Genomic DNA, 17167 nt, shown 5'->3' on the forward strand with positions numbered 1-17167 from the left:
TGGCGTCGCTTTCACCGGTGCCCACCAAGGTGGGCATCTACCGATCCCGCCGCCCATGCGCCACCATCGCCACCACCACAACACCTGCGGCCACGCTGGTGTGCCCGGACAACGCGGCCAGACCGAAACCCACTCCCAGCCCGCGCATGGCGAACACGGCACTGAACACCAGCAGCGCCCAGCCGACCGCGCGCAGTTTCTCGGTCGCCTGCGCGCTCAACACACGGCGCAGCACATCGCGCTGATGGCGCTCCATCGCCAGCGCCAGACAACCGAACGCGGCCAGTGACAGCACGAACAGAATGACGTGGATCATGCGCTGGCCTCGGAAACCGCATTGCGTGACGCTGCAGACGGCCGTGTGCGCTTCACCTTCGGTGCATGCCGCCAGGTGCGCCAGGCCAGCAGCGTGTGCAGGGCGGCCAATGCCAGCAGGGTCAGGTCGGTCCCGGCAAACGCCCAATCGCCTGCGGCCAGCGTGCGCCACAACGGATGTGCCGTAGTCATCGCCGTCAGCACCGGCAGCAGTGCAAGCAGCAACGCCGCCAGCAGGAACTGTTCGATCCACGCTCGCTTGGGTGTCCGCAGCGTGGCGTGCACGAACATGGCCGCCCAAGCCAGGAAGAACACATGCACCTCCCACGCCGCGCGACCGTCCATGGCAGTGGGCAACAGGCGGTTCGCCCACAGATAGGCCGCCATCGCCACCGACAGGCCGGCGACGGTGGCGATGTTGAGACGCTCGACCAGGCGGAAGCCGAAGTAGGGGCGCTGCGGATCGGGCAGCTGCGCACGGCGCTTGACCGTCCATAGCACCAGCCCGGTGCCGACCATGGCGGTGCCGGCCAGGCTGACGATGAAGTACAGCCAGCGCAGGGCGGCATCGGCGAAGCGGCCCAGGTGCAGGCCATACAGCACGCCCTGTGTATCGGCGGCGACGCCCGAGTGCTCCTTGACCTGCAGCAACTGCCCGCCGCTGCCGTCGAACAGCAGATAGTTCGGTGTGGTGGAAACACGGCTGGACTGCGCACGCACCACGGCCACGAGTGCGTTCTGGTCGCCGGGGTTCTGCACCTGCACGCTGCCCACCGATCCGGTTCCCCAGCGCTGCTCGGCCTGTTGCACCAGTGCGCCGACGTCGGTGAGCGGGGCAGGCTGGCCCGCGGCTTTCTGCGGTGGCAGGAACAGGCGCATCTCGCTGACCACCTCGGCCTGCTGGCGCTTGTCCGGCAGCTTGGCCAGGCCCCACGGCATGTACAGCACCGCCAGCATCACCAACCCGCTCCAGGTGATCATGAAATGGAACGGCAGGCCGAGCACCGAGAGTGCCGCGTGACCATCCAGCCACGAGCGCTGGCCCTTGCCCCAGCGGAAGGTGAAGAAGTCAGCGAAGATCTTCTTGTGGGTGATCACGCCGCTGACGATGGCCACCAGCATGAACATCGCGCACAGGCCGACGATCCAGCGACCCCACATCGCAGGCATGTAATGCAGGTTGAAATGGAATGCATAGAAGAAGTCGCCGCCGCCGGTGTCGCGTGCCTGCAGCGGCGCGCCGGTGTTGGCATCGAACAGGCCCGAGTCGAAGCCATGCCGGCCACGCCCACCCGGGCTGGCCCACATCGCCGACACCCATGGCATGCGCGTGCTCGGCAGGCCGAGGTTGATCTGGCTGGCCGCTGGCGTGTCGGCCATGATCGTGGCGACGGTGCGCTTCGTGACGATAGCGGCATCCGGCAATATGGACGGCGTGGCGATTTCCGGGCGGGTATAGCGCGAGAGCTCGTCGCGGAAGTAGCTGGCGGTGCCTGTGAGGAACATCGCGTACAGGATCCAGCCGGCCAGCAGCCCGACCCAGATATGCAGGTCGGACATGGTCTGGCGGATGCCGCGTGGCTTCGGGGTGCGATCGACCTTGCTCATGCAGTGCCTCCGTTGCCGACCGTCTGTGCAACCAGCCACAGTGGCAACGCGGCGACGATCAGGCCCAGCCATGCGCGCCAGGCCGAGCGCACCGCGAACACCCAGACTACGGCGCCCGCATACAACAGGAAGCTGGCCAGCATGCCGGTGAACACGGCCTGGCGGCCATCGTTGGGCAGCGCCAGTGCGGCGATGCTGCACAGCGCGGCCAGCACATAGCCGCCGAACAACGCGGCGAGGATGCGCGAGGCCAGCGGCAGCCAGGCCAGCACGACGGTGGTACGGGAAACGCTCACATCACTTCTCCGGGGCGCCACGCGCGATGGCGTGGCGCCCGTGCATCAGGCATCAGAAATCGACGGTGGCCGACAGCACGGCGGTGCGCGGCGTGCCCAGCCCGGAGCCGAGGCTGCCTGCCCAGTACGCCTTGTTGGTGAGGTTCTGCACGGTGGCGCGCAGCACCAACGGGTGACCGGCGGCCTGCAGTGCATAGCGGGCACCGAGGTCGAACACGGTGCGGCCGGCCACCCATTGGCTGTTGTCGGCATTGATGTAGCCCTTGGACAGGCTGACTGCATTGCCGGTGAGGGTGAGGCCCGGCACGGCCTGCACATCCCATTCCAGGCCCAGCTTGCCCTGCCACTGCGGGGTGGCGGTGGCCAGGCGACCCTGGTTGATGCCGCCCTGGGTACGGGTCAGCTTCGGCTGCAGCCAGCCGATTCCGCCCAGCACGCGCAGCTGTCCGGTGGCCTGGCCGAACACGGTCCATTCCACGCCACGGTTGCGCTGCTGGCCGCCGAACGAGAACACGTTGGTGGCCGGGTCGGTGTAGGAGCCGGGCTTCTCGATCTCGTACAAGCTAAGCGCACTGGCCAGGCGACCGAAGTCGAACTTGGCGCCGACCTCGCGCTGGCGGGTCTTGTACGGTGGGAACACTTCGCCGGCGTTGGCTGCGCTGACCGGTGCGGTGCTGCCCTGGCTGAGCCCTTCGATGTAGTTGGCGTACAGCGACAGGCGGTCACTGGCCTTGAACAGCAGCGCGCCGGCCGGAGTGTTGGCGCTGGTGTCGTAGCGCGACGTGCGCTTGCCAGTGCTGCCGTCGATGATATCGCTGAGCACGGTCTGGCGGCGGATGCCAAGGGTCAGCTGCACGCGGTCATCGATGAAGGACAGCGTGTCGGCGATACCGAAACTGGTGGTGCGGACTTCGCCGATCTTCGGCAGCGACGCATTGCTGAAGCTGCGGTCGATGGCCGGGCCCCATTGCGGATTGTAGATATTGGTCACCCAGTCGCGGGCCAGCAGGTTGCGTTGGAAGCCGAACTTGTAATCGTGGTGGTACCAGGCGGCGCTGATGGCCAGTGCATGATCGACCGGGCCCGTGCGGAAGCGTGCCGACACCCCGGCTTCGGCGGTGTCCTTGCTGTAGATGAAACGCTGGTGGGCGAAGTTGTTGCGGAAGTCGCCGGCGGCATTGGTGATCAGCGTGGTGCCGCTGGCGACGGAATCGAAATCGGTATGGCCGTGGCCGTAGCTGGCGTGCGCCTGCAGGTGATCATTGATGTCGAACGACCAGCGCAGCGCGGCGGCCTGGTCTTTGACGGTGCTGAAGGTCCAGCCCGGTGCGAACAGCGTGCTGGCCTTCGGCGGGCGCGGCACGGCCAGGCCAGGTGCCAGCGAGACACCACGGTTGAGGCCATCCACGTGGTCGCGGCTGCTGAACAGGTCCAGCGATACCTGCGAGCGCTCGCCGCGCCAGTCCAGGCCGAGCGATGCCAGCTGCGCCTTGTGCTGCTGGTGGTCGGTGGCGGTGTCGCCATCGCGGTGCACGGCATTGAGGCGCATGCCGAACTGCTTGTCCGCGCCGAAGCGGCGGCCGATATCCAGATGGCCACCGAACTGTGCGTCGCCGCCGTAGCTGGCGGTGAAGCGGGTCAACGGCGTGTCGCCGGCACGCTTCGGTACAAGGTTGACGCTGCCGCCGACCGAGCCGCCCGGCGGCATGCCGTTGAGCAGCGCGGACGGGCCCTTCAGCACCTCGATGTTCTCGGCCAGTTCCGGGGTGACCCGGTAGTAGGGAATCAGCCCGTACAGCCCGCCGAAGCCGATGTCCGAGGAGGCCACGCCGAAGCCACGGATGTTGAAGTAATCGGTGATGCCACCACTGGAACCGCTGTTGTAGACGCTCGGGTCGGTCAGCGCGATCACCCGTACCAGATCCGGTGCCTGGATGTTCTCGATGAATTCGGCGGTGTAGCGGGTGGTGTTGAACGGTGTGTCCATGAAATCGAGGTCGCCGAGCAGGCCGACACGGCTGCCGCGCGTCACCTGACCACCGGCGTAGGCATCGGTAGGCGCGGTCTTGTCGGCGCGTACGTTCACCGTGGGCAGCTGGCGGGCGCCATCGGGCGCGTCGTTGGCGTGGGCGGCAGTGGCGATCAGCAGCGCAGGCAGCATTGCCGCGCGCGCGGCCAGGGACAGCGCGGTACGGCGCGGGAGGGGCAGGGTTCGGGCGGGGAGGGACATGGCGGTTCTCGTCGTGGTGGGTCGTGCGATCGGCCAGCACGGCGCCGTCGATGACCTGCACGGGCAGGACGACGCGGGCTGTGGAGTGGCTGGCAGAGGGCACGGCGCTGCCGCTGGGGCAGTGCTGCACGCGAGGTGCGTGGGCGATCTGTGGCTGGGTGGAGCGAAGCGCGGAGCGCGGGTGCTGCAGGGTGGATCAGATATCGTCGGCGAGGTCGTCGAGGTCCTGCAGGCCACCGCCGCGGGCCAGCACGCGCTCGTAGTTGCGGCGGCGGCGCTGGTCGGTGTCGGTGGTGGTCTCGCCACGTTTCCAGTAGCCGGCAACGGCGACGTCGGTGCGTGCCAGGCCGACCGCTTCGATGAAGTGGCGGCGCAGGGCGCGCATTTCCTCGCGTTCGCCGGCCGCCCAGACGGTGTTGTTGGCGTCCGGGTGCAGTCTGCGTGCCTGCTGCAGCAAGGGCGCATCACCGGTGGCCAGGCGCTGCACGCAGACACCATTGATGCGGGGCAGCTCGTCTACCGGGAAGGGATCATTCGAGGCGATCCAGGCCTGCGCATGCAGACCGGCCGGCCATTGCTGCAGCAACGCAGACAGGGCGGGGATGGCGCTCTGATCAGCGAACAGGAGAGCGCTGGCACCTTCACGCTGCGGCACCTGCAGATGCGGGCGCGGGCCGGTCAGATCGAAGGCATCACCGGGGCGCAGCGCACGCGCCCAGGCCAGCATCGGTCCTGGTGCTTCGTGCAGCACCACATCCAGCGTGAATCGGCGCGTGTGCGCGTCGACGCAGCGCACGGTGTAGATCCGTGACACATCGCCGAAGGCGGCGCCGAGCTGGATGCGCACGGCAGTGTTTGCGCGCTGCCACGGCGCGAGGGCTGCCTGCTCCGGCAACTGGACCACGAGGCGCAGCAGGCTGGCGCATGGCTGTACAACCGCGACCACCTGGACCTGCAGCGCCTGCAGGCCGCGATCATGGTCGGCACCGCGCAGCGGACCAGCCGGGGTGATTGAAGGAGGAGACGCGGACATCGACAACGATCCTGGACACTACGAATGCGAATTAGTTACATCATAGTAAACTAAATTGATCGCGTCGCAACCCGGAGCTGTCCAGGGGGGCGCAGGATGCGTTGACCACTGCGTCGCTGCGGACCACCATGGCAGCCCTTGCCCGCGCATCGCGCAGGAGCCGTTACCGCATGGCTGCACCGAAAAAGACCGCCACCCGTGGGCGACCGCCCACCATCACCCGCGAACGCATCGCCGACGCCGGCATTGCAATGACGCTGCCGGGGCTGAGCTTCGTGGGCGTGGCGGCGGCGCTCGGGGTGAGCCACATCGCGCTGTACAAGCATGTGGCGAATCTGGCGGCGCTGCGCGAGCTGGTGGCCGAGGCGATCTTCGAGCGTTGGCAGGCGCCGGCGCTGGATGCCGCTGGCCGGCGCAGCATCGAGGAGGACCTGCGCGCATTCCAGCGTTCACTGCGGGCGCTGGTGGATGCCAATCCGGGCCTGGCGCCATTCCTGGTCAGCCACGGCGCGAAGACGCCGGAGATGCTGGCCCGCATCCAGCGCCATCATGCCGAGTTCAGTCGTGCACATGGCCTCCCGCTGGAGCAGGCAGCGTGGTTGCTGTCGACCGTGGCGTATCACGCCGTGGCGTTGGCCGACACCGTGTACTCGCGGAATGCGGTGGTCGATACGTCGCGGCGGCCACTGGATAGGAAGGCACAGCAGGCCGAGTTCGACCGCAGCATGGAGGCATTGATCATCGGTGCGTTGGCGATGTGCGGACGCACGGCAGCCTCTGGGTAACCCCCCAATCCTGGTTGGCACCGTTGCCTCGGTAGTCGCCAACCTTGGTTGGCGCCGCGATACATCGTTGCCCACCAAGGTGGGCATTTACCGGTCAAGCGGCATCTTTGCGCTCCGCATCGTTCATCCCCGGGCTGACGCGGCGGCCGATGTCCTTCAAGCGCGCCAGCTGATCCACCATCGACGGTGCATCGTCTAGGCTGCCGACGAACGTCCACAGGTAGGTCATCACCGCGTACACATGACCCGGCGTCACACCGTCGGTGGTGGCGAGTCGACCGATGGTCACCGCGAACAACACCGCCGCCGCGGCGCCCACCACCACGAAGGCTCCAGCTTCGCGATCAGATAGCAGGATACGCAGCCGCGACAGCGTGGTGTAGTGGCGACGCAGCACCGAGGGGCTGACCCGGTCAACCAGTCGGATTTCATGTTCCAGCCGGTTGTTCAGGCGCCCATGCAGCTGCTCGTTGCGGCGTGCGAACGACGGCATCAGCAACACTGCGCCAAGCAGTGCGATCAGGCTCGCGGCGCCCACCAGCGGTTCGATCACCAGAAGCATCACCGCCGCACCGAACATCGATACCAGCGCGGTGGCGATGATCGGCACGTGCTTCTCGAAGAAGTCGACGAACTCGCGGGCCAGCACCACGCGTGCGGCCGAGGTGGAGGTGGCGTGGCCCAGCCTGCGCTGTGCCTGCACCACATTCACCGCCAGGTCGGCATAGATGCGGGTGAAGGTACGGGTATCGACCGCACGGCGGGCGGCACCGACCAGCCAGAACAACAGCACGACGCCGGCGTACGAGATGGCGTGGCCGATGTCGCCGCGGATGATTGCGTCCACCGCGAAGCCGGCAAACAGCGGATACGCCAGCAGCAGCGCGTTCTCCAGCGCCACCAGCGAGAACGTGCCGGTGAGCTGCCACGGGTAGGTGCGCAGGATGGCCTTGAGGGTGGCGGCCGCGTTTTGCTGGCCGATGCTACCGGCGGCTGCCGCCGGATCGTGAGGGTGTTTCATGGGGATGCCTGGGCAAGGTGGAGACAGGGCAGGGGGTGGATACCTGCCGCCTCCCTGGTCACGCCCAGTATCGGCAGCCCTTTGGAGCGGGCATGGAGGGACGATGGAGATTGCGTGGAGAAATCGGCGCCGTTCAGTGATGCGAATGCCCACCAAGGTGGGCCGCTACCAGAGCAGCGTCTGCCGCAACGTTGCGCCCTCAACGACGTGCATGTACCGGCCAGCGGATCTCGAACGAACTGCCGCCACGTTCGGTAGCCCGGCACTGCGCGGTTCCGTGATGGGCCACGGCAATCGCACGTACTACCGCCAGGCCTAGCCCGGAGCCACCGCTCTGCCGCGAACGCGAGACATCGGTGCGCTGGAAGGCCTCGAAGATGCTGTCGCGCAGCTCGTCCGGCACGCCGGGGCCGCCATCCTCCACCGCTACGGTGCAATGGCCCTCGGCCAGGGTGACGGCCACCCGCAGCGGACACGGAATGGCATGCCGCCGCGCGTTCTCCAGCAGTGCCAGCACGGCCTGGCGGATGCGTGCGGGATCGCAGTCGGCCAGTGACGGGCGCACATCCAGGGTTACCGAGAAGCCACTTTCGGTCAGCGCTTCGGACATCGCTTCCACCACTGCCGCCACCTGTACGCTGACATCGCTGCGCTGCAGACGAAGATCCAGATGACCACTCTCGGCCAGGCTGACCACGCGCAGGTCCTCGATGATCCGGGTCAGGCCTTCCAGCTGGGTGAGCATGCTGTTGAACTGTTCCGGGCCCGGCTCGAATACCCCTTCGGCAATGCCCTGCAGGCGGCCGCGCAGGATGGTCATCGGCGTGCGCAGTTCGTGCGCGATCGCGGCGTTCCAGAACACCCGGTTCTCGGACATCCGGCTGAGCCGCTCGGCCATGGAGTTGAAATCGCTGACCAGCGTGGCCGCTTCGGTCATCGAGGTGTCGCCGCCGCGTGCACGTGCCTCCAGATCACCACTGGCGACCCGGCGCAGGCTTTCGGCCACCGAGTTCAATGGCGTGATGATGCGGCGGGTCAGGCGCGAGGCGACCAGCGTGGCGAAGATGACGACAACGGAGGCGGTCAAGCCGATCCACAGCCACTCCAGCCCCGATGGCATGATGGTTTCCGGCTCGTCGTACCAACGCGGATAGAACACTTCCATCAGGTAGTAGAACAGGTAGAAGCCGCTGATCGACAGCACCGTCGAGCACAGCGAGGCGACCGTGATGGACAGCGTGATCTGGCGGCCGATGCTCTTGCCTTTGGGGTTCATCATTCAGTCCAGGAAACGGTAGCCAACGCCACGGATGGTGGCCGGAATGCCGATGACGCCGACGTCTTCCAGCTTGCGGCGCAGTTTGCTGACGTGGCTGTCCACCGTCCGTTCCTGCGCATCGCCCTCGGGCAGGCAGTTGTGCAGCAGATCCAGCCGGCTGTGCACCTGGCGCGGTGCGCGCGCCATGTGTACCAGCAGGCGGAACTCGGTGAGCGTGAAGGTCAGTGCGTGCAGTTGCTCATCTGTGCGCACGGTCACCTCATGGCTGCGCAGGTCGATCTCGAACGGTCCCTGGCGGATCACCCCGCTGGGCGCATCGCTGGGTTCTCTGGCACTCCGCCGCAGCACCGCCTGGATACGGGCGACGATCTCGGCCGGATTGAATGGCTTGGCTACATAGTCGTCGGCGCCGACGCGCAGGCCGGTCAACTTGTCCACGTCCTGGTCGAGTGCGGTGAGCATGATCACCGGCGTATTGCCACGCCTGCGCAGTTCGCTCAGCACCTGCCATCCATCCATTCTCGGCATCTGCACATCCAGCAGCACCAGATCCGGGCGTAGCTGGCGATGACTGGCCAGGGCCGCCTCGCCATCGACCGCGCGGACGCTGCGCAGGCCGGAACGCGCCAGGTACGCACCAAGGATGTCGGCGATCTCGCCTTCGTCTTCGGCAATCAGGACCAGGGGCGCCTGGCGCATGCGGGTATCGGGTTTCATTGCGTGATGCGGCTTTGGAAAGTGAGCAGGTGAGGGCGATGTCAGTGGAGAGGTCATCGTCGGCGTTCCATGGCCTGTGCTTCCTCGTTGGCGGCCCAGGCCAGCGTGGCCAGCACCAGCGTGCGACGCAACGACGGCGCCAGCGGCCGCCCTTCGCGCAGATCCCGCGAAGCCAGGGCGGATACCGCTGCCGACAAACGGGCCCAGCGTGATGCCATGTCGGCCGCATCCACCCGTGCCTGCAGGCGGGTGGCCATGTGCAGGATGGCGCGCAGGCGGAGCGTCATCTGGGTGGCGACCAGCAGGGTGGCGAGGGCGAGCAGCAGATGCAGCGTGGCACCGGCGGCGGTTGGCGTCGGCTCCGACCAGATTGCCAAGCCGATCAGCGCCAGCGAAGCGGGCGATCCGAGGCGGCTCGCGTGGCCTGGCCCATCGCTGCGGAACCACAGCAGGGCGGTAGCACCGAAGCCTGCCAGCAGGGGCGCTAGCACATGGGGACTGGCCAGCATCCAAGCCGTGGTCGATGCCAGTACCAGGGCGAGCAGCCACGGCGAAGGTGCGCACCAGGCCAGGTAGGCGCGGCGCACATCGATCGACGGCAGGTCTGGATGGGGACGGAGCACGGTGGGCAGGCAGTCGGCAAGTTGCCGAGGCTAGCCGCCATTGATGGAGACTCGGTCGAGATTGTGTCGAGATTGCGTGGACACGGATCGCCTGGTTCAGCCGGCGGCGGCGTGCCTGAACGGCTGCCGGATCTCCATGCAATCTCCACAGTGGCTCCAAGAAACGTCCACCCCTGGCTTGCAGACTGCGGCCTCAGCGGTCGCACTGGGTGGCCGCCCGCAGCCGGGCGTTTCGATGAACAACCGCAGGATCTGGACCATCGCCGCAGCCGTGGCTCTCATTGCGGGTGCCGCAGGCTGGTGGGCCTTCGCAGACAGCGATGATGCCGCGTTGATCACCGCGCCGGCAAGAGTGGCGGATCTGGAAAAGACCGTGCAGGCGGTGGGCCGGGTCAACCCGAAGGAGCTGGTGGCGGTGGGCGCGCAGGTGTCCGGCCAGGTCAAGCGCCTGCATGTGGTGCTGGGCCAGCGCGTACAGGCCGGCGACCTGATTGCCGAGGTCGACTCGCAGCCGCAGCGCATCGCCCTGCGCAGCGCTGAAGCGGCCACCAACACGTTGCGTGCCCAGCATGCGGCCAGCCAGGCCCGTTACGCCCAGTCCAGCCGTGTCTACGAGCGGCAGTCGCAGCTGGTGGCGTCACGCCTGGTGTCACAGGAAGGTTTCGAGGCCGCGCGGGTGGCACGTGATACGGCGCGCTCGGAGATGGCCGCGCTGCAGGCGCAGATCGACCAGGCCGTGACCCAGGTCGAAACCGCACGTATCAACCTCGGCTATTCCCGCATCGTCTCGCCCAGCGACGGGTACATCGTCGCTATCGTGACCAAGGCCGGGCAGACGTTGAACTCGATGCAGACCACGCCGACCATCGTGATGCTGGCGCAGATGGATACGATGACCGTGCGCGCCGAGATCGCGGAGGCCGATGTGGAGCTGGTCGCGCCCGGCCAGCCGCTGTGGTTTTCGACACTGGGCCCGAGTGGCCGCCGCTACGAATCCCATCTGCAGCAGCTGGAGCCTGCGCCGTCGACGATTGCCGATATGGCCGGCAGCAGTGCGGGTGGCTCGGCGCAGACGCCCAAGGCGGTGTACTACGCCGGCCTGTTCGATGTGGCCAATCCGGGCCTGAAGCTGAAACCGTCGATGACGGTGAAGGTCACCCTGCAACTGGCACGCGCTGCCAACGCACTGCAGGTGCCGTTGACCGCATTGACCGAATCCGAAGGCAAGGACAGCAACCGCGGCACGGTGCAGGTGGTCGATGCAAAGGGCCGCGTCACCGAGCGTGAGGTCAGCACGGGTTTGCGCACCGCGACGGCGGTGCAGATCCTGTCCGGGCTGAAGGCAGGCGAGAACGTGGTGGTCGGCCAGGCGCCAAGCGGCGCTGAGCCGGAAGCTGCCAGCCTGTTGGGGATCTGAGCATGGCCGATGCTCTGCTGGAACTGCATGGCGTATCGCGCGCCTATCGCTCGGCCGCCGGTGAAGTGGTGGTGCTGAAGGATGTCTCGCTGCGTATCGACGCCGGTGAGTTCATCGCCATCATCGGCCCGTCCGGTTCGGGAAAATCAACGTTGATGAACATCCTCGGCTGCCTGGACCGGCCAACCGAAGGCAGCTATCGCGTGAACGGCGAGGCCACCGAGCAGATGGCGCCGGATGCGATGGCCCGGCTGCGCCGCGAGCACTTCGGCTTCATCTTCCAGCGCTACAACCTGATGGAGAACCTGAGCGCCACCGAGAACGTGGCATTGCCGGCGGTCTATGCGGGCGTGGATGCAGAGACGCGTACCGCGCGTGCCCGCGGGCTGCTGGAAACGCTGGGCTTGGGCGAACGCACCGCAAACCGGCCGAGCCAGCTGTCCGGCGGCCAGCAGCAGCGCGTGTCGATCGCGCGTTCGCTGATGAACGGCGGCGCCATCGTACTGGCCGACGAGCCGACCGGCGCGCTCGATCACGCCAGTGGCCAGCAGGTGATGGCCGAACTGAAGCGCCTGCATGGGCAAGGCCATACGGTGATCCTGGTGACCCATGACGCTGCAATTGCCGCGCATGCCGGCCGGGTGATCGAGATTGCCGACGGACGTGTGGTCGCCGATCGTGGTGACAGGGCGCCGGTGTTGACGCCCGCTGCGTCCATCGCCGAACGCGGTCCGTCCCTGACTGCCGAGCGCCGGGCGCGCCTGGACGCGGTACGCGAGGCCGCCCGGATGGCGGTGCGTTCGATGCTGGCCCATCGACTGCGGACCTTGTTGACGATGCTCGGCATCATCATCGGCGTGGCCGCCGTGGTGACCGTGGTCGCGCTAGGCAAGGGCGCGCAGGCGCAGGTGGAATCACAGATCAATGAACTGGGCGCCAGCACACTGGAGATATTCCCCGGCGCCGATTTCGGTGACCCGCGCTCGGCGGAGATCGAAACGCTGGTGGTGGGGGATGCCGACCATCTGGCCGCGCTCAGCTACGTGGACAGCGTCAGCCCCAATCTGACGGGTTCGGTGGCAGCACTGCAGGGCAGCCGTCGTGCCAACACCCAGGTGCAGGGCGTGGGCGCGGACTTGCCGCGCGTGCGCGGGCTGCAGCTGAAGGCTGGGCGCTTCTTCACCGATGCTGAAGTAGATGCGCATCGTGCCGTGGGCGTGGTCGATCAGAAGGCGGCCAAGGCGCTGTTCACCGGCAACCCGATCGGCAGTACGGTGCTGTTGGGCGGCATGCCGGTAGAGGTGATCGGTGTGGTCGGCGCCAGCGCCTTTGCCGGCGGTGCGACGCCCACGGTCTACGTGCCGTATACCTCGGCGGCCTCGCGGCTGCTGGGCAGCCAACGGCTGGAGAGCATCACCGTGCGGGTGCGCGACAACGTGCCGACCACCGCCGCCGAAGCCTCGCTGGCTGCCGAACTGCAACGGTTGCATGGGCGGCGGGATTTCTTCATCTACAACGCCGATCAGATCCGCAAGGCGGTGATGAAGTCCAGCCAGACCATGGCGGCCCTGGTCTCCGCCATTGCCGCGGTGGCGCTGGTGGTGGGTGGAGTTGGGGTGATGAACATCATGCTGGTGTCGGTGAAGGAGCGCGTGCGCGAGATCGGCGTGCGTCTGGCAGTGGGTGCGCGGCAGGGTGACATCCTGCGCCAGTTCCTGATCGAAGCGGTGCTGATCTGCCTGCTCGGTGGTGTGCTGGGCGTACTGTTCGCGTTCGGTGCGGGAGCGCTGTCCAGCCTGCTGTCGCTGGGCGTGCCGTTCCTGTTCACGCCGGGACCGGTGCTGGCTGCATTGGCGTGCTCATCGGCGATCGGGCTGGGCTTCGGCTACTTCCCGGCACGCAGCGCCGCGCAGCTGGACCCGATCCAGGCGCTGGCGGCGGAGTAGGCGCAGGCCCGGTGCGTGCACTTGTAGAGCCGAGCCCATGCTCGGCTGCTCTCCGGTCAGGCCACTATGAACCCTGCGCTGCGCGCAGCAAGCCGAGCGTGGGCAGGAGCATTCCCGGCAGCAGAGTCGGTGTGTCAGCGCGGCGGAAAGGCAATGACGATGTCGTTCAGCGGCAACTGGTTGTCGCGCGGCACGGTCACGCCGGGTTTCCAGGCGTCACCTTGGCCGAACAGTTGTGCCTCGCTTTCAGGGCCGAAATCGTCGAAGGACTGGAAGACATAGGGAATGCCTTCGGACCCTTCGAACGTGGGCTTGTTGGAAAGCTGGAAATGCAGGTGTGGCGCAGCGGAATTGCCCGACTGTCCCAGCTGCGCCAGCACCTGTCCCCGTTGGATGCGTTGCCCGGGTCTGACCTTGACGCTGCCTGCGCGCAGGTGGGCGTAGCTGGCGAAGACATCCGGCGCGATTTCCACCACCACGTAGTTGCCGAACAAGCCGTCGGCGGTCAGTGACGATGGCTCCGGTTGTGCGGTCAGTGGGGCATGCTCCGGCTGTCCGTCGCGGGTGGCGCGGACGATGCCATCGGCCACGGCCAGCACCGGTGCCGCATAGCCCACCCAGTCCGAGTGGCGGGTGTGCTGCAGATCCTTTGTACCGGGCCGCAACGCGCGGCCTTGTGCGTTCACGCCGACCAGATCGAGGGCGAAGCGCTGTGGAATGGTCAGCTCACCATTGACCGCAACCAGGCTGCCCCAATGGTGCGACTGCGCCGCGCCCGGTCCTTCATGCGCGAGCCAGCGGCCACCCTGCAGCGGCGGTCCCACGGCCAGCACTGGCGCAGGATTGACCTGCACGCTGGCGCCATCCAGCAGCACGTTGCCGTGGTGCTCGGTGCCCAGCAGCATGTGGTGACGGAGGGTGTGTGGAACGGGCGCGCCGGGTGGCAATGACAGCCACAGGAAAACCACCAGCCGCTTGCCGGGCGCAATGCTGAGGGCCACATCCTCGGCCGGCATCGGCCGAACCCAGCCGCGCAGGGCGGGGCCGTCCAGCGTCAGCAGCGATGTTGCAGCGTTGTCGGCGAACACCTGCAGCGACTGCGGCTGCAGCGCGCCGGTATCGCCGTAGAAATTGGTGATGTGCAGTTCATAGGCCAGATGGCGCAGGCCGTCGCTGCCGATGAAGGGCGCTGGCGCGAAGGGCACCCTCGCTTCGACCGGTGCAGGGGCTGGCGCCGCCAGTGCGAGCGAAGGAAGCAGCAACAGCAGTAGCAGGACGAAGCGGATGCTGCGGGTCATGCGGGTTCCCCAGGGGGCCGTTGGTGCCCGCTGACGAGCATAGCGCTACACCGGGGCCACAGACGTACGGGCAGGTTCGGCAAGCCGGCAGCTGCGGCCGATATCAGGCCGACGGCCGGGGATGCCTGCGCACACGTGCCCGCTCGCGGTACAGCCGGCTGTCGGCGCGCTGCAGGGTGTCGGCCACCGTCTCGCCAGGTGCATGGTGGGTCGCGCCCAGCGAGAAGGGCGTGGGTGACTGCCCGGCGTGCTCCGCATACCACTGTTCCAGTGCGGTCAGCCTCCCCGGTTCCGGGCCGGTCAGCACCACCATGAACTCGTCGCCCCCCATCCGTACCACGTTCTCCGCCGCACCCAGCGGAGAGCGCAGGAAGGCGGCGAACTCCACCAGCACCGTGTCACCTCGCGCATGGCCCTGGCTGTCGTTGATCTGCTTGAAATGATCAAGATCGAACATCAGGCAGGCCCATGGCCGCTCGCCCAGTTCGTCCAGGCGGGGCAGGAAGCGGCGGTTGTAGCTCTGGGTGAGCGGGTCCTTGAAGGACATTTCACGCAACTGCTGTTCCTGCATCCGCAATGCGGTGACGTCCTGTGCATGGCCGAGCACGTAGGGTGGATTGGCTTCGCTGTCGAGCACGTTGTGGTAGGCCCAATAGTGCCGGGTTCCATCGGCAGCGATCAGTTCGATGACGCCGGCATCGGTGTGGTTGACCGTGATGCGCTCGAGATAGGCCTTGAAGGCGGCGCGCTTCTCCGGCGGCATCAGGTCACACAGGCTGCGCCCGATCATCTGGCCTTCGTCGAAACCCAACGACTGCACTGCCGCCGGGTTCACCGACGTCAGCGTGCCATCCAGCGTATGCGTACAGATCAAACCCAGGCTGTAGTGGAACAGACGCCGGTAGCGGGTTTCGCTAGCTTCCAGCGCATCCAGTGCGGCGCGCTCCTCGGTGATGTCCTGGATGGCGCCGACCAGCCGAGGGTGACCATCAACCTGCTGCCGGCCACCGACGACCCTCGTCCAGATGGCGCGTCCATCGGCGGTCGTCATCGGCAATTGAACCTCCCACGACGTGCCTTCCTCGATGCAGCGCTGTACCGCTGTGCGGATGATGCTGCGGCTGTCCTCGCGGTAGAACGAAAGCGCGGTGTCGAGCGTGGGCTCGAAGTTGCTGCGCACGCCATGGATCTGTTTGGTTTCGCGCGTCCAGCGCACTTCGTTATTGACCAGGTCCATCTCCCAGCCGCCTACCCGCGCTGCGCGGTTGGTGCGTTCCAGGAAATCCTCACTGCGTTTCAACTCGCGGTGCAGAGCCTTGGCCTGGCCGACCTGGGCCATCAAGGTGCTGCGCTGTTCCAGTACCTGGGTGGTGACCCGCGCCAGATGCACCATCAGTTCGCGCTGTGAGGGCGACAGTACGCCCGGCATCGGATCGAGCAGGCACAGTGTTCCAATGCGAGCGCCGTGCGCCGAGCCCAGCGAGATGCCGGCGTAGTGGCGGATGCGTGGGCCGCCGGTCACCAGCGGGTTGGTGGAGAATCGCGGATCCTGGCGCGCGTCCGGAACTTCGAACAGCTCATCCTGCTGGATCGCATGCGTGCAGAAAGAAATCTCGCGTGCGGTCTCACTGACACCTTCCAGCCCGATGTTGGCCTTGAACCACTGGCGCTCGTCGGCTACCACCGAGATCAGTGCCATGGTCATGCCGGTGGCGGCACGCGCGGCGGCGACGATCGCATCGAAAACCGGCTCTGGCGGAGTGTCGAGCAGATGCAGACGGTCGAGTTCAAGCAGTCGTTCGGCTTCGTCCATGGCGCGTTTCAGGGCTGGGGTGGCGAGGGCGGCTTCGGCGGCTGTCAGGCACTACGCTAGTGCGTAGCGCGTTATGTATCGCCAGCGTCGGGTGATGCCGATGTGACGCGCCTCGGTCAGCGTTTGCGAAGCGCGCGCGAGGGGCGTACCGAAACGTGACGGTGGTCGCGAACGTGCCAGCGCCAGGGAAAGTCCACCGCACGTGTGATACCGATGCGGGGCCCGACGACCGGGTCGAGCGGCGGTGCGGTGCCGTCGCTGGCAATGATGATCCCTTGGTTCCCGGTCACCAGATCCGCGCCATCGAAGCCGCGGTCCAGTCCGAAAGCCTGCGAGAGCTTGCCGGGGCCGCTGGCCAGATCGTGATCACGCCTGGCCGCCGGGCGCAGTTCGTGCATCCGCTCCAGCCCCGCCAATGGCTCGGCGGCGCGCAGCAGGACGGCGACACCTTCGCCGATTTCACCGCAGACAACGTTGCTGCCCCAGTGCATGCCGTAGGTGAAGTAGACATAGAGATGGCCGGCCTCACCAAACATGCTGGCCGTGCGTGGGGTCTGCCCACGATAGGAGTGCGCGGCTGGATCCACACTGCCGGCATAGGCCTCGACCTCGACGATGCGCGCCGCGCGGCCATCGTCGCGGACCAGCAGCTTGTTGAGCAGCTCAGGGGCAACGTCGGTGGACGGGCGCTGGTAGAAGCGGCGGGGAAGGATCTTCCAGTGATCGGGCAACCAGTCCAGCACGGCGGTGGCAAGCTCTGCAGGAGGAGTCTGCAGTGTGGCGGCG

At 67.0% G+C, this 17167-nt stretch carries 15 protein-coding genes; 3 read left to right on the forward strand and 12 right to left on the reverse strand.

The features are described from left to right. Window positions 1-37: 37 nt before the first annotated feature. The 5 genes from AC13GA_RS09975 to AC13GA_RS09995 form a co-directional block, all read right to left on the reverse strand. Window positions 38-316, reverse strand: coding sequence for a DUF3325 domain-containing protein (locus AC13GA_RS09975; RefSeq protein WP_046986480.1), 279 nt, complete (start codon window positions 314-316; stop codon window positions 38-40). Then, window positions 313-1923 carry a PepSY-associated TM helix domain-containing protein gene (locus tag AC13GA_RS09980; RefSeq protein WP_447781636.1) on the reverse strand — a complete coding sequence of 537 codons (1611 nt, stop codon included), beginning with the start codon at window positions 1921-1923 and terminating at the stop codon, window positions 313-315. The genes AC13GA_RS09975 and AC13GA_RS09980 overlap by 4 nt, the downstream gene beginning before the upstream one ends. After that, window positions 1920-2219, reverse strand: a complete 300-nt coding sequence (locus tag AC13GA_RS09985; protein ID WP_482997999.1) for a DUF3649 domain-containing protein — start codon at window positions 2217-2219, stop codon at window positions 1920-1922. The genes AC13GA_RS09980 and AC13GA_RS09985 overlap by 4 nt, the downstream gene beginning before the upstream one ends. 52 nt (window positions 2220-2271) lie before the next feature. Further along, window positions 2272-4449 (reverse strand): TonB-dependent receptor, encoded by a 2178-nt coding sequence (locus AC13GA_RS09990; protein WP_482998000.1) that lies wholly within the window; start codon window positions 4447-4449, stop codon window positions 2272-2274. Between the two features lie 196 nt (window positions 4450-4645). Beyond that, window positions 4646-5482 (reverse strand): siderophore-interacting protein, encoded by an 837-nt coding sequence (locus tag AC13GA_RS09995; RefSeq protein WP_482998001.1) that lies wholly within the window; start codon window positions 5480-5482, stop codon window positions 4646-4648. Between the two features lie 170 nt (window positions 5483-5652). Between AC13GA_RS09995 and AC13GA_RS10000 the strand changes: the two genes are divergently transcribed. Further along, entirely contained in the window at window positions 5653-6267 is a 615-nt protein-coding gene (locus AC13GA_RS10000; protein WP_482998002.1) for a TetR/AcrR family transcriptional regulator, read from the forward strand. 94 nt (window positions 6268-6361) lie between these two features. On the opposite strand, the gene AC13GA_RS10005 is transcribed toward AC13GA_RS10000, so the two are convergent. The 4 genes from AC13GA_RS10005 to AC13GA_RS10020 all read right to left on the reverse strand — a co-directional run bounded on the left by AC13GA_RS10005 (window position 6362) and on the right by AC13GA_RS10020 (window position 9907). Next, the gene (locus tag AC13GA_RS10005) at window positions 6362-7288 is read right to left on the reverse strand and encodes an ABC transporter six-transmembrane domain-containing protein (protein WP_046983356.1); all 927 of its coding nucleotides are present in this window, start codon (window positions 7286-7288) and stop codon (window positions 6362-6364) included. 199 nt (window positions 7289-7487) lie between these two features. Continuing rightward, window positions 7488-8564: an ATP-binding protein gene (locus tag AC13GA_RS10010; protein ID WP_482998003.1), complete on the reverse strand. Its 1077-nt coding sequence runs from the start codon at window positions 8562-8564 to the stop codon at window positions 7488-7490. 3 nt (window positions 8565-8567) lie between these two features. Then, a complete protein-coding gene (locus AC13GA_RS10015) occupies window positions 8568-9284 on the reverse strand; it encodes a response regulator (protein ID WP_208043489.1) in 717 nt (238 codons plus the stop codon). 53 nt (window positions 9285-9337) lie between these two features. After that, the gene (locus tag AC13GA_RS10020) at window positions 9338-9907 is read right to left on the reverse strand and encodes a hypothetical protein (RefSeq protein WP_482998004.1); all 570 of its coding nucleotides are present in this window, start codon (window positions 9905-9907) and stop codon (window positions 9338-9340) included. 235 nt (window positions 9908-10142) lie between these two features. Between AC13GA_RS10020 and AC13GA_RS10025 the strand changes: the two genes are divergently transcribed. Both AC13GA_RS10025 and AC13GA_RS10030 read left to right on the forward strand, forming a co-directional pair. Beyond that, window positions 10143-11324 carry an efflux RND transporter periplasmic adaptor subunit gene (locus tag AC13GA_RS10025; RefSeq protein ID WP_046983354.1) on the forward strand — a complete coding sequence of 394 codons (1182 nt, stop codon included), beginning with the start codon at window positions 10143-10145 and terminating at the stop codon, window positions 11322-11324. A gap of 2 nt (window positions 11325-11326) precedes the next feature. Continuing rightward, a complete protein-coding gene (locus AC13GA_RS10030) occupies window positions 11327-13270 on the forward strand; it encodes a MacB family efflux pump subunit (protein WP_337302410.1) in 1944 nt (647 codons plus the stop codon). A gap of 134 nt (window positions 13271-13404) precedes the next feature. Here the strand turns inward: AC13GA_RS10030 and AC13GA_RS10035 are convergent, their stop codons facing one another. The 3 genes from AC13GA_RS10035 to AC13GA_RS10045 all read right to left on the reverse strand — a co-directional run bounded on the left by AC13GA_RS10035 (window position 13405) and on the right by AC13GA_RS10045 (window position 17124). Further along, window positions 13405-14568, reverse strand: coding sequence for a M23 family metallopeptidase (locus AC13GA_RS10035; protein ID WP_136637972.1), 1164 nt, complete (start codon window positions 14566-14568; stop codon window positions 13405-13407). 103 nt (window positions 14569-14671) lie between these two features. Next, a complete protein-coding gene (locus AC13GA_RS10040) occupies window positions 14672-16381 on the reverse strand; it encodes a sensor domain-containing diguanylate cyclase (RefSeq protein ID WP_046983351.1) in 1710 nt (569 codons plus the stop codon). Window positions 16382-16497: 116 nt separating this feature from the next. Further along, complete coding sequence (locus tag AC13GA_RS10045) at window positions 16498-17124, reverse strand: DNA-3-methyladenine glycosylase (protein ID WP_136638063.1); 627 nt, start codon at window positions 17122-17124, stop codon at window positions 16498-16500. Window positions 17125-17167 lie beyond the last annotated feature (43 nt).

It is taken from the genome of Stenotrophomonas sp. 22DLJC03 (genome assembly GCF_056861405.1).